The organism is Arenimonas sp. (assembly GCF_044353605.1).
Taxonomy (GTDB): Bacteria; Pseudomonadota; Gammaproteobacteria; order Xanthomonadales; family Xanthomonadaceae; genus Arenimonas.
The window spans coordinates 15,402-28,304 of the sequence record NZ_JBILBO010000005.1 but is presented as its reverse complement, the minus strand read 5'-3'; the positions used below and the strand labels follow the sequence as shown (position 1 = coordinate 28,304).

11 protein-coding genes are annotated in these 12,903 nt (G+C 57.5%); 4 read left to right on the top strand and 7 right to left on the bottom strand.

Translation table 11 applies throughout. The features are described from left to right. The first annotated feature begins 27 nt into the window (after positions 1 to 27). Positions 28 to 939: a UDP-3-O-acyl-N-acetylglucosamine deacetylase gene (gene lpxC / locus ACIQ1A_RS04405; protein WP_395769858.1), complete on the top strand. Its 912-nt coding sequence runs from the start codon at positions 28 to 30 to the stop codon at positions 937 to 939. Between the two features lie 82 nt (positions 940 to 1,021). Here lpxC and ACIQ1A_RS04400 read toward each other — a convergent pair whose 3' ends face one another. Next, complete coding sequence (locus ACIQ1A_RS04400; RefSeq protein ID WP_395769857.1) at positions 1,022 to 1,396, bottom strand: DciA family protein; 375 nt, start codon at positions 1,394 to 1,396, stop codon at positions 1,022 to 1,024. On the opposite strand from ACIQ1A_RS04400, the gene ACIQ1A_RS04395 reads away from it, so the two are divergent. From ACIQ1A_RS04395 to ACIQ1A_RS04385, 3 genes are all read left to right on the top strand, one after another. Continuing rightward, entirely contained in the window at positions 1,383 to 2,291 is a 909-nt protein-coding gene (locus ACIQ1A_RS04395) for a peptidoglycan DD-metalloendopeptidase family protein (RefSeq protein WP_395769856.1), read from the top strand. The genes ACIQ1A_RS04400 and ACIQ1A_RS04395 overlap by 14 nt on opposite strands. 123 nt (positions 2,292 to 2,414) lie before the next feature. Further along, a complete protein-coding gene (secA, locus tag ACIQ1A_RS04390; RefSeq protein WP_395769855.1) occupies positions 2,415 to 5,123 on the top strand; it encodes a preprotein translocase subunit SecA in 2,709 nt (902 codons plus the stop codon). Positions 5,124 to 5,146: 23 nt separating this feature from the next. Then, positions 5,147 to 6,085: a Nudix family hydrolase gene (locus ACIQ1A_RS04385; RefSeq protein WP_395769854.1), complete on the top strand. Its 939-nt coding sequence runs from the start codon at positions 5,147 to 5,149 to the stop codon at positions 6,083 to 6,085. Between the two features lie 59 nt (positions 6,086 to 6,144). Here ACIQ1A_RS04385 and coaE read toward each other — a convergent pair whose 3' ends face one another. The 6 genes from coaE to ACIQ1A_RS04355 all read right to left on the bottom strand — a co-directional run bounded on the left by coaE (position 6,145) and on the right by ACIQ1A_RS04355 (position 12,863). Next, positions 6,145 to 6,753 carry a dephospho-CoA kinase gene (gene coaE, locus ACIQ1A_RS04380; protein WP_395769853.1) on the bottom strand — a complete coding sequence of 203 codons (609 nt, stop codon included), beginning with the start codon at positions 6,751 to 6,753 and terminating at the stop codon, positions 6,145 to 6,147. Beyond that, complete coding sequence (locus ACIQ1A_RS04375; protein ID WP_395769979.1) at positions 6,753 to 7,616, bottom strand: prepilin peptidase; 864 nt, start codon at positions 7,614 to 7,616, stop codon at positions 6,753 to 6,755. The genes coaE and ACIQ1A_RS04375 overlap by 1 nt, the downstream gene beginning before the upstream one ends. Before the next feature lie 2 nt (positions 7,617 to 7,618). Beyond that, positions 7,619 to 8,881 carry a type II secretion system F family protein gene (locus ACIQ1A_RS04370; RefSeq protein ID WP_395769852.1) on the bottom strand — a complete coding sequence of 421 codons (1,263 nt, stop codon included), beginning with the start codon at positions 8,879 to 8,881 and terminating at the stop codon, positions 7,619 to 7,621. A 3-nt stretch (positions 8,882 to 8,884) separates the two neighbouring features. Continuing rightward, on the bottom strand, positions 8,885 to 10,606 hold the full coding sequence (gene pilB / locus ACIQ1A_RS04365) for a type IV-A pilus assembly ATPase PilB (RefSeq protein WP_395769851.1): 1,722 nt from the start codon (positions 10,604 to 10,606) through the stop codon (positions 8,885 to 8,887). 309 nt (positions 10,607 to 10,915) lie between these two features. Beyond that, a complete protein-coding gene (locus tag ACIQ1A_RS04360) occupies positions 10,916 to 11,344 on the bottom strand; it encodes a pilin (protein ID WP_395769850.1) in 429 nt (142 codons plus the stop codon). 235 nt (positions 11,345 to 11,579) lie between these two features. Beyond that, a complete protein-coding gene (locus tag ACIQ1A_RS04355) occupies positions 11,580 to 12,863 on the bottom strand; it encodes a sigma-54-dependent transcriptional regulator (protein WP_395769849.1) in 1,284 nt (427 codons plus the stop codon). Between the last annotated feature and the right edge of the window lie 40 nt (positions 12,864 to 12,903).

Sequence of the window (12,903 nt, the reverse complement as noted above, 5' to 3'; positions counted from 1 at the left end):
ACACCGATGGGCCGTTAAAATCACCGCATGATTAAGCAACGCACATTGAAGAATGTCATCCGCGCCACCGGCGTGGGCCTGCACAGTGGCGAAAAAGTGTTCATGACCCTGCGTCCTGCTGCGGTCAATACCGGCATTGTGTTCCGCCGCATCGATCTCCCGGTTCCGGTCGAGGTCAAAGCCCAGGCGCATCTGGTCGGTCAGACCCAGCTGTGCACCGTGCTGGTGGATGAAAACAACATCAAGATCAAAACCACCGAACACCTGCTGGCGGCGCTGGCCGGTCTGGGCATCGACAACGCCTATATCGACCTGTCTTCCGAGGAAGTACCGATCATGGACGGCTCGGCCGGTCCGTTCGTATTCCTCATTCAATCCGCCGGCATCGAGGAGCAGAACGCGCACAAGCGCTTCATCCGCATCACCAAGACCCTGCAGGTCACCGACGGTGATAAATGGGCCCGATTCGAACCCTATGAAGGCTTCAAAGTCGGCTTCACCATTGACTTCAAGCACCCGGCGTTCAAGAAGTCGGCCGCCAATGCCGAAATCGACTTCTCGACCACCTCGTTCGTCAAAGAGGTCAGCCGTGCCCGTACCTTCGGGTTCATGAAGGACATCGAGTACATGCGTGATCGCAATCTGGCCCTGGGTGGCAGTCTGGACAACGCCATCGTGCTTGATGATTACCGGGTGGTGAACGAGGACGGCCTGCGCTTTGACGACGAATTCGTTAAACACAAGATTCTGGATGCCATCGGCGATCTTTACCTGATGGGTCACAGCCTGATTGGCGCTTATTATGCCTATAAATCAGGGCATGGTCTTAACAATCAACTGCTTAGGGCGCTTATTGCCGATCCGAGCGCCTGGGAAGAAGTGGTGTTCGAGGAAGAGGCTTCCCCCATTTCGTACGCCAATCCGGTTTTGGTTAACTGAACTGAATCTGAAATAATTCAATCGTTTAACCTGATTTTAACCGACTGTTAACCCTTTGTTGCCGCTTTTCCCCGACAATGGCCTATGCCATCAGGTCGGGGTTCGGTGTGAAACCGACATCGACCTTGATCCGGATTTCCCGGGCATGAAGCCCAAGCGACTGCGCCGCCGCCAAGACCTCTTGGCTGTGTAAGCGGAGTTTGTTTTTCCAAACCGGACTGGCGGCATGAAAAACCAGTCTACTGTCATCCCAGGACACCAACCGGCATTGCCGGGCCAGGGCCGGCGGTAGACTCCGACGCAGCGTCTGATCCACGTCCGCCAATTCACCGGCGTGCGTAATCAGAGCCCCGAGGCCGGAGCTTTTGAGCGCTGACAGCGCGGATTGCTCGGGTTTTGCGGGTTTGTCCGCGCCCATGAAGAATTCCAGAGATTGTCCTGCAATGCTGAACATCATACTCGTTTCAAAACACCTGCGAGCCCCGAAAAAATTCAATCTGCATGACCGTCGTACCGTCCTTGTTTTTGGTGGCGTGGTCGTGGCTTTGCTGGCCATGGTGTTCACGATGGGCATGGCGGCCAGCCGCGCCGTCGGCGGTTTGCAGCTCAGTCACTTGCAGCAGCGCGTGGCCGAACAGGATCGTCAGCTCGCCGAAATCAAAGCCGAAAACCAGCGTGATATGAACGCCATGGCCTTGCGTCTGGCTGAGCTGCAGGCCCAGGCCAACCGCTTGAATGCCCTCGGCATCCGTCTGACCCGCGACAGCAAACTGGCGGGTGGCGAATTCGATTTCGAGAAAACCCCGGGCGCCGGTGGCGCCGAAGACGCCGAGGATGTTTCCGCGGCCGATTTGAAAAGCAATCTCAAGCAGGTCCAGGCTGAATTCGAAAGCTCATCCCAGCAGCTCTCGGTGCTCGAATCCATGCTGTTTGAACAGGAGTTGGAGCTGAAATCGCAGCCGACCACCCGTCCGACCGACAGCTATGTGACCTCCGATTTCGGCTACCGCATGCATCCGGTGCTTGGCGGCCGTGCCCACCACAATGGCATCGATTTCGAAGCCAATGTCGGTGACCCGGTGCGCTCGGCCGGCAACGGCTTGGTCAAATTCGCCGGTTGGAAGACCGGTTTCGGCAATGTCGTCGAAATCGATCACCAGAACGGTTATGTCACGGTTTATGCCCATAACTCCGCCTTTACCGTCAAGGAAGGCGATGTCGTCCGCGCCGGCCAGGTGGTGGCCAAAGCCGGTTCAACCGGCCGTTCGACCGGACCGCACGTGCATTTCGAAGTGCACAAAGACGGCCGCCCGATCAATCCGCGCGCCTTCCTGGATAAATCCCGCGGTTAAGACTTGATATACCAAATTCCGCCCACAGGTTAAAATATGCGGCTATCCCCGGGTGGCCGCTTTTTTTGGCGCCTCCAGGGCTCGAATCCTGCGTAAGCAGGAACCACCATCACCGGCTTAACCATGTTCAATCAATTGCTTACCAAACTTTTCGGCAGCCGCAATGAGCGGGTCCTGCGCCAATACCAGAAGCACATCGCCCGCATTAATCAGCTGGAAGAGGGTTTGAAAGCGCTCGATGATGCGGCGCTGAAGGCGAAAACCGACGAATTCAAGCAGCGATTCGAAAAGGGTGAAACCCTCGACAAGCTCTTGCCCGAGGCCTTCGCGGTCTGCCGCGAGGCCTCCATCCGTACCCTCGGTCTGCGCCACTATGACGTCCAGCTGATCGGCGGCATGGTGCTGCACTCCGGCCGTATCGCCGAAATGCGCACCGGTGAGGGTAAAACCCTGGTCGCGACCCTTCCGGTCTATTTGAATGCATTGTCCGGCAAGGGCGTGCATGTGGTGACGGTCAACGATTATCTGGCCCGCCGCGACGCCGCGACCATGGGCAAGCTCTATAACTTCCTCGGCCTGAGCGTTGGCGTGGTGGTTCCGGGCATGCCGCATTTTGAAAAGAAAGACGCCTACGCGGCCGACATCACCTATGGCACCAACAACGAATACGGCTTCGACTACCTGCGCGACAACATGGCCAGCAGCAAGGAAGAACGCTTCCAGCGCGGCCTGAATTTCGCCATCGTCGATGAAGTCGACTCCATCCTCATCGACGAAGCGCGTACCCCGTTGATCATTTCCGGTCCGGCCGACGAATCGCCTGAGCTGTACGTCAAAATCAACCGAATCGTGCCGAAATTCGTCAAGCAGGAAAAAGAAGACGGCGAAGGCGATTTCTGGGTCGACGAGAAAGCCAAGCAGACCCATTTGTCGGAAACCGGCATGGAACGCGCCGAAGAACTGCTGCGCGAAGCGGGCATCATCGCCGAAGACGACGGCCTTTACTCGGGCAATAACCTGGCGGTGGTCCACCATCTGAATGCCGCCCTGCGTGCGCACGCCCTGTATCAGCGCGACGTCGATTACATCGTGCGCGACGGTGAAGTCATCATCGTTGACGAATTCACCGGCCGCACCCTGCAGGGCCGCCGCTGGTCCGATGGTCTGCATCAGGCCGTCGAGGCCAAGGAAGGCGTGCCGATCCAGCGCGAAAACCAGACCCTAGCTTCGATCACGTTCCAGAATTATTTCCGCATGTACGGCAAGCTCGCCGGCATGACCGGCACCGCCGATACCGAAGCTTACGAATTCCAGAACATCTACGGCCTGGAAGTGGTGGTCATTCCGACCCACCGTCCGATGATCCGCAAAGACGACCCGGATCTGGTCTATCTGACCCGCGACGCCAAGTTCAAAGCCGTGGTCGAGGACATCCACCGCTGTTATGGCGCCGGTCAGCCGGTGCTGGTCGGTACCACCTCGATTGAAACCTCCGAACTGCTGTCCGGCGAGCTGAAGAAAGCCGGCGTGCCACATGAAGTGCTGAACGCCAAGCAGCATGAACGCGAAGCACAGATCGTGGCCAATGCCGGCGCCGCCAATGCGGTCACCATCGCCACCAATATGGCCGGCCGCGGTACCGACATCGTGCTCGGCGGCAGTCTCGAGGCTGAGCTGAACGCGCTCGGCGCCGAAGTGGGTGAGGCCGAACGCGAAGCGGTGAAAGCCGCCTGGATGGTCCGTCACGAGCAGGTGGTCGCTTCCGGCGGCCTGCACATCATCGGCACCGAACGCCATGAGTCACGCCGCATCGACAATCAGCTGCGCGGCCGATCCGGCCGTCAGGGCGATCCGGGTTCGTCCCGTTTCTACCTGTCGCTGGAAGACAACCTGATGCGCATCTTCGCCGCCGATTGGGTGCAGACCGCCATGCGCCGGATGGGCATGAAGGAAGACGAAGTCATCGAGTCCGGCTTGGTCTCGCGCCAGATCCAGAACGCCCAGCGCAAGGTCGAGGCGCACAACTTCGATATGCGCAAGAACCTGCTCGAATACGACGATGTCGCCAACGACCAGCGCAAGGTCATCTACCAGCAGCGCAATGAACTACTGGAAGCCGACGACGTGTCTGAAACCATCTTGGCCATCCGCGAAGACGTGGTCGAGGAGCAGGTCCGTAAATTCGTGCCGCGCGACTCCATCCACGAACAATGGAATCTGCCGGGTCTTGAGCAGTTCGTGCTCGAGAACTTCTCGGTGAATGTCGATCTGCAGGCCATGTTGGCCGCTTCAGATGAAATCGACGATTTCGCGATTGCCGAAGCCGTGCAAAATGCGGTTGCCGGCCATTTCGCCGATAAGGAAGCCAATGTCGGGCCGGAAATGGCGCGTCAGATCGAAAAACTGCTGATGCTGAATGTGCTCGACCAGACCTGGAAAGAGCATCTGGCGCGCATGGACTATCTGCGTCAGGGCATCCATCTGCGCAGCTATGCCCAGAAGCAGCCGAAGCAGGAATACAAGCGCGAGAGTTTCGAGCTGTTCTCGGAAATGCTCGACAAAGTCAAACTCGACGTGACTTCGATGCTTGCACGCGTACGTGTCCGCGATGAGAACGAAGTGACCGCGATGGAAGAAGCCGATCGTCGCCGCCACGAACAGCAGGCCAGTCAGATGAACTTCCAGCATCCGTCGGCCGGTTCGGCCAGCGCCGATGAAGAACTCGCCGATATGGGTGTAATCAAGGCCGCTGGTCCGAAAGTCGGCCGCAACGATCCTTGTCCGTGCGGCAGCGGCAAGAAATTCAAACAATGTCATGGGCAGATCGGATGATACGAAGAGCCGTAACCCCCCGCATGGTGCCGGTTGCCGCCGGCGTGTTGACCGATGCCAGTGGCCGCGTGCTGCTGGCGCGCCGCATCAGCGGCCGTGATCTGGCGGGCGCCTGGGAATTTCCCGGCGGAAAAATCGAACGCAATGAAACCCCGGAAGAAGCGCTCAAGCGTGAACTCAAGGAAGAGCTCGGCATCGATGTGTTGGCCACCGAACCGCTGATGTCGGTACCCCAGCACACCGGCAGCAAGAGCATCATGTTGGATGTGTTCAAAGTCACCAAGTACAGCGGCCAGCCGCGCGGTCTGGAAAACCAGGCCTTGGCTTGGGTGCCGAACAGCAAATTGCGTTCCTATCCGATGCCGCCGGCCGATCTGCCGGTGGTGGCCGTGCTGCAGAAGCCGCCGCATTACCTGATTACCCCCGAGCCGACCACCGACACCACGCGCTTTTTGCGCGAACTGGATGTGGCCTTGGCATCCGGGCAGCGTCTGGTGCAACTGCGCGCCAAGACCTGGCAGGAAAAACCCTTGAAGGCACTACTGACGCTGACCGTAGCGCTCTGCAAGAAGCACAAAGCCCAATTGCTGATCAACGGCCAGCTTGGTCTGGCGCACGATTTCGATGTCGGTCTGCACCTGACCAGCGAGCAGTTGATGGCCTTGCAATCGCGTCCTTTGGCCGCGCGCCTGCCGGTAGCGGCCTCCTGCCACAATCTGGAGCAGCTCAAGCACGCGCAGGCACTCGGTTTGGATTTCGTGGTGCTTGGATCAGTCAACAAAACCGCCAGTCATCCGGATGTGGCACCGATGGGTTGGAAAACCTGGCAGGAAATGCGCGCGGAAGTGTCCTTGCCGATTTTCGCGATCGGTGGTCTGGGTCCGCAGGACGTGGCTACGGCCCGTCAGCATGGCGCTCAGGGCGTGGCCGGTATCCGCGCATTCTGGCCGAGTCTGGCCTGATTGCCCCGGGAGCTACTCCGGCATGAGAAAGGCGACCTTCGGGTCGCCTTTTTACATCCCTATCCAGTTGCCAGCGTTTGGTAGCGCTGCAACAGGCTCCGCGTCCAGTGTTCCAGGCTGGACAGATCCCCGTCATTGATCAGCACATCATCGGCCATGGGCAGACGACCGGCGCTGTCGAGTTGCGCGGCCACCATGGCTGCCGCCAGCTGTTCGGAAGATCCGTCACGGGCGCGGATACGGGCGATCTGCATTTCCTGCGGCGCTTCCACGATCAGCACTCTGTCCAGCCAGCCATAGGCACGTGCCCGGCTTTGCGGGCTGAGCAGGGGAATCGCAACAGCAACAACCGCGCTCTTCGAAGCTTCGCTTCGCTGCTGAAGCGATTGTTGAATCCGTGGATGCAGAATCGCTTCCAAACGGGTTTTCGCAGAGGCATCAGCGAAAACGTGAGCCCGAAGCGCGACGCGATCGAGCGTGCCATCGGCTTGAATGAATTGCGGGCCGAGCTGCGCCGCGATTTCCGCCAAGGCCGGCATGCCTGGGGCGACCAGTTCACGGGCGATGTCGTCGGCATCAATGATATCGGCACCGCCCTGCTGCAGTATCCGGCATACCGCGGATTTTCCGGCGGCGATGCCGCCACTGACCGCAATCCGCAGGGGCATTAGCTTCCCGTGGCCCAGTTCAGATAGAGGCCGAGCAAGTCGGCGCCGGAAATGAATTGGATCCAGCCCGCGATGGCCAGGTATTGGCCGAAGGGGATTTGGGTGTCGCGGTGCTTGCCGGCGGTAGCCAGCCAGATGCCGCCGATGATCGCACCGACCACGGACGACAGCAGCAACACCGGCAAGACCGCCTTGATGCCGCACCAGGCGCCGATGACCGCCAGCAGTTTGAAATCGCCTTCACCCATGCCGTCCTTGCCGGTCAGCAGTTTGAACAAACGGGTTACCGACCACAGGCTCAGGTAGCCGGCGACGGCGCCGAGAATGGCCGAAACCGGATCGACGAATACCGTGATCAGGCTGGCAATCAGGCCGAGCCACAGCAAGGGCAGGGTGATCTGGTCGGGCAGTAGCGTGGTGCGTAGATCGATGCCGGACAACACCACCAGTGCGGCGGTGAAGGGCAACGCGAACAGCAAGGGCAGGGAAATGCCGAAGCGCCACACACACACGACGAACAGAATACCGGTGATCAGTTCGACGGCCGGATATTGCCAGGAAATCGGCGCTTTGCAGGCACTGCACTTGCCGCGCAGCAACAGAAAGCTGAGCACGGGAATGTTTTCCCAGGCAGAGAGCGAATGCGCGCAGTGCGGGCAGGCCGAACGGCTGAACACCAGACCGGACGGCTTGGGTTCGTAAACTTCCGGCAGTGCCAGAATCTCACGGGCCTCCTGGCGCCAGGCCCATTCCAGACGGGCCGGAAAGCGCAGAATGACCACATTGAGGAAGCTGCCGACCAGCAGGCCCAATCCGAAGGTCAAGGCGATCAGTAAGGCCGGATTGGCCTGCAGCATCGCCAGCATTAAATGGCTGCCGCCAGTTTGAACACCGGCAGGTACATGCCGATCACCATGGAGCCGACCACACCGCCGATGACGATCATCACCATCGGCTCGATCAGGCTGGACAGGGCGTCTACGGCATTATTGACTTCCTGTTCATAGAATTCAGCGACTTTATACAGCATGGTATCAAGCGCACCCGCCTCTTCACCGATGGCGGTCATCTGCATGACCATGTGCGGGAATACACCAACCTGTTTCATCGCCACGTTCAGCGGATAGCCGGTAGCAACGTCGTCCTTGATGCGCAGGACCGCGTTTTCATACACGATGTTGCCGGTGGCGCCAGCGACGGTGGCCAGCGCATCGACCAGGGGTACACCGGCCTTGAAGGTCACTGCCAGTGTGCGCGAGAAGCGGGCAATGGCCGAGTTGTGCATGATCTGGCCGATGACCGGAATCTTGAGCAGCAGGCGGTCAACGAACTCGGCGAAGGCGCGCGAGCGTTTCAGGCTGCTGATGGTGAGGAACACGCCGCCGATGATGACGCCCAAAATGAGCCACCAGTAAGCAATCAGGAAGTCGGAGGCCTTGATGATTAGCTGGGTGAATGCCGGCAGATCGGCGCCAAAACTCTTGAACAGATTCTGGAAAGTCGGCACCACGAAGATCAAGAGGATGGCCGACACCAGAATAGCAACCGCAATCACCACGGCCGGGTAGAACAGGGCTTTCTTGATCTTGCCCTTCAGGGTCTCGATGTTTTCTTTGTAGTTGGCGATTGTGTCCAGTACGGTATCGAGCACACCGGCATTCTCACCGGCATAAACAAGATTCTGATATAGCTTGTCGAAATACAGCGGATGCTTGGACAGTGCCTCGGAAAGGGCGGTACCGCTGGCGATATCCGAGCCGATATTTTCCAAAAGGTTCTGCATGCGGATATTCTTCTGGCCACCGGACACGATGCCGAAAGCCTGCACCATGGGAATGCCGGATTGCATCATGGTAGCGAGTTGGCGCGAAAATATAGCAATATCCTGCGGACTGATGGTCTTGCCGGCGGCACCGAACAGCGGTTTGGCCTTGGCTTTGACTTCCGGATTGGCGATGCCACGCTTGCGCAGATCGAGTTTCAAAGCGGTTTCGGATTTCGCCGATTCCTCGCCTTTCATCTTGATGCCGCGTTTGTCGACGCCGGACCAGGTGAACTGCTTCAGGATGTCATCGGTACGGGCGGGGGTTTTCGCGCTTTTTCGGGCTGCGGAACGGGAAGCGGCCATGGCTTAGTCCTTGCTCACTCGGTTGATTTCGGCCAGGCTGGTGAGTCCGGCCTTGGCTTTCATTAGGGCGGAGCGGCGCAAATCACGCACGCCGGATTCCTGCGCGGCACGGCCGATATCCAGCGCGTTGCCGCCGGCCAGGATGATTTCCTGAATTTGTTCGGTCATCGGCATGACTTGGTAAATACCGGTACGGCCTTTGTAGCCCTCGGTACACTCATCGCAGCCGACCGGTTCGAACAGGGTGATGCCTTCGTCGATTTCGGCCTGGGTGAAGCCTTCCTTCAGCAAGGCCGAGGGTGGCAGCGGGGTTTTCATCGGGCGCTTGCAGTTGTGAAGACGCCGTGCCAAGCGCTGGGCGATGACCAGGGTCACCGAGGAGATGATGTTATAGGGCGCGATGCCCATGTTCATCAGGCGCGAGATGGTTTGTGGTGCATCGTTGGTGTGCAGGGTCGACAATACCAAGTGACCGGTCTGCGCGGCTTTGATGGCGATTTCCGCGGTTTCCAGATCGCGGATTTCGCCGACCATGATGATGTTCGGATCCTGACGCAGGAACGAGCGCAGGGCAGCGGCGAAGGTCATGCCCTTTTTATTGCTGACCTGCACCTGATTGATGCCTGGAACGCGGATTTCGACCGGGTCTTCGGCGGTCGAGATGTTGACTTCGGGCCTGTTCAGAATGTTCAGGCCGGTATATAGCGACACCGTTTTACCGGATCCGGTCGGGCCGGTGACCAGAATCATGCCGTAGGGTTTGGCCAGTGCTTCCAGATAGGTCTGCATCTGGTCGGGCTCATAGCCGAGTTTTTCGATACCCAGCTTGGCGGCGGAGTTGTCGAGCAGACGCAGCACGATCTTCTCGCCGAACAGGGTTGGCAGGGTGCTGACCCGGAAGTCCATCTGCTTGGTTTTGGACAGATTGAGCTTGATCCGGCCATCCTGCGGCACCCGCCGCTCGGCGATGTCCAAAGCCGCCATCACTTTCAGGCGTGCGGCAATGCGTGGATGCAGGCCAATCGGAGCTTTGGCGACCACACGCAGGATACCGTCGGTCCGGAAACGGACGCGGGACTCGGTTTCGTAGGGCTCGAAGTGGATGTCGGACGCGCCACGGCGGATGGCATCAGTCAGCTGCTTGTTGATGAATTTGACCACCGGGGTATCGTCGGCCCGGTTTTCGGCTTTGTCGTCGCCGAGATCGTCATCGCCGCCGATGGCCTCGAGGTTGACCAGCTCGTCATCGCCGCTGTCATCCAAGGTATCGGCCGGGTTGTTGTACGCCAGTTCGAGCGCCTTGCGCAGGGCGTCTTCCGCCACCACCACCGGCTCGACGATGGAGTTGCTGGCGAACTTCACCGCATCCAAGGCATCGCTGTTGGTCGGATCGGCAATGGCCACGAACAGCTTGCCACCATGCCGCTGAAGGGGCAGGACTTGTTGTTTATTGGCCAGCTCTTCCGGAATCAGGGATGCCAAGGATTGGCTTAAATCCATGGCCGACAGGTCGAACAGGGGCAGGTCGAACTCGAGTGAAAATGCCGCGGCCAGTTGGATGCTGTTGACCAGCTTTTTTTCGGCCAGATATTTCTGGATCGGACGTTTGTCCTTGGCGGCTTCGGCCTGTGCCGCGCGGGCATCGGCCTCGCTCAGGACGCCGTCCTGCACCAAGCGCCGGGTGATTCCGATAATTCCCACCAAATTCGCTGCAGATGCATTCATATTTGATATCTGGCTTTATGATTACCCATCTGAAGCTTACCGCAAAAAACCCTTTGACAAAAGGTATTTAGCTCATATCTTAAGGGAAAATTAAAGGCAGGCCTGATCACAGATCAGGGCTTGGGGTCGCTTAAAGAGAGCAATACAGACCTTTAAAAATCGAAGCATATTCATCGAGCTTCTTTTATGCCGAATGAATATTAGAGTTAAATGTTTATGGGTGTGTGTGTCATGTATAGAACTTATGACAATCAAATTCAAGCAATAAGACCCCGTTTCCGGGGTCTTATAAGTTAAAACTCAGTTTATTTATGGACGGCAGTTGGCTGGGAAATACTTAGCTTCGCCGGCACCAATCGAGCAAACCCAAGTAATCGGATCTTGTGCCGTAGCTTGGGAAGGTGTCATTATGATTTGCGGCTGAGTTGTTGCGCCAGTATTCCTTGTTACAGCTGTAATTACACCATTCACGACAGTAACGCTAGCAACATATGTAGTAACTTGGCTGGTATAGCCAGCTGCAGCATTATTGGTAATTGCCGTCGCTAGTACGCCCCTTGAAGCTGAGGTTTCAGCCACTGCTAACTTGGCAGCTGCCAGAGCAGCGATGCCTTCAGAAACGCGGGCGCGGATGGTGTAGTCCTGATAAGCCGGAATAGCGATGGCCATCAGGATGCCGAGGATCGCGATGACGATCATCAGTTCAATTAAGGTGAAGCCTTTTTGCATGGATTTCATAATGTATCCCCTTGGGAATAATGATTTCGCTGGTAGGTGGTTACAAACTGCGGCAGCCTAGAATTGCAACTACCGTGGACTTGCCTGATTACGATGCGCTTAAGTTAGCGGGTTCGCAAGCGTTTTTTTCGAAACCGTCATCGCCAGCTAAAAATCTTTAGAAATAGGCACTTAATTCGAATATCAGCTGGACGTTTTGGCCGATATTTGGCTAAAAGTGACGCTAAGCGTCACATTATTCCATCCCCAGTTTTTCCATTTTGTAGCGTAATGCGCGAAACGTGATGCCGAGTTGTGCGGCTGCTTTGGTCTTATTGAATCGACAGGCTTCCAAGGCCGCTTGGATTTGGGCGCGTTCGAGTTGTTCGAGCGCTTCCGGCAACGCTTTGGGAATGCCGGCGTCAGCGTCGTAGTATTCCGGACGATTAAATTGCAGATGCTCCGCTGCAATGACCGGCCCGGTGGCGAGCACAGTGGCGCGCTCAAGGATGTTTTCCAGCTCACGGACATTGCCCGGGAAGGCGTGTTGCAACAGCAAGGCTTCAGCCGCTGCACTGAGTCGCATCTGCTCCTGTGAACCACTGTGCTCGGTGAGCTCGGCTAAAAACGCACGTGCCAGGGGCAGGATGTCTTGGCGGCGTTCGCGCATAGGCGGTACGTGCAGCTCGATGACATTGATTCGGTACAGCAGCTCATGGCGGAAACGCTTACCGGCGGCTTCCTTTACTAGATTCTTGCGGGTAGCCGAGATGATGCGGATATCAATGGCTGTATCGGCAAGGCTTCCGATGGCGCGTATGCCGCGATCTTGGATGGCCTTATGCAGCCTGATCTGAAATGACAGGGGCAAGGCATCCACATGGTCGATAAAAAGGGTGCCGCCTTGGGCCATCATAAAGGCACCGGACTTGCCAAAAAAAACCGTATCAAGTTGATCGGCTTCAATGGCATCGCATTGCACTTCCAGGAACGGTGCACGATTACGTGGACTTTGCTGATGGATTTTTTTGGCTACCACCTGTTTGCCGACACCGGCTTCGCCGACGATCAGGACGGGAGCCAAACTGCGAGCGAGTCGCTCGATTTGCTCGCGGAGATGTTTGATGATGCTGGATTCACCGACCAACTCCGAGGCCGCGGGACGGGATTGTTCGCGCAGGGCCAGCGCCTGGTCCACCAGCTTGCACAGGGTTCCCAGATCAACCGGTTTACTGACGAAATCATAGGCGCCGGCTTTCAGGGCATTGACCGCCGACTGCACATCCCCGAAGGCGGTAAGCATCGCAATCGGCATGTTGGGAAAATGTTCATTGACATAGCGAATCAGATCGATACCGCTGCCATCATCCAGACGCATGTCGGTCAGGCAAAGATCATAGTGACTCTCATCCAAAAGCAGTTTGGCCTGCTGAACGCTTTCGGCTGAAACTACCTGCAGCCCCATCCGCGACAAAGCCATGCCCAGGAGATCACGAATATCGCGTTCGTCATCAACAACTAAGGCAGTAGGATTTTGCATGCTCAAATTATAATGGAGTCTCGCTTCCGATGCATGCTCT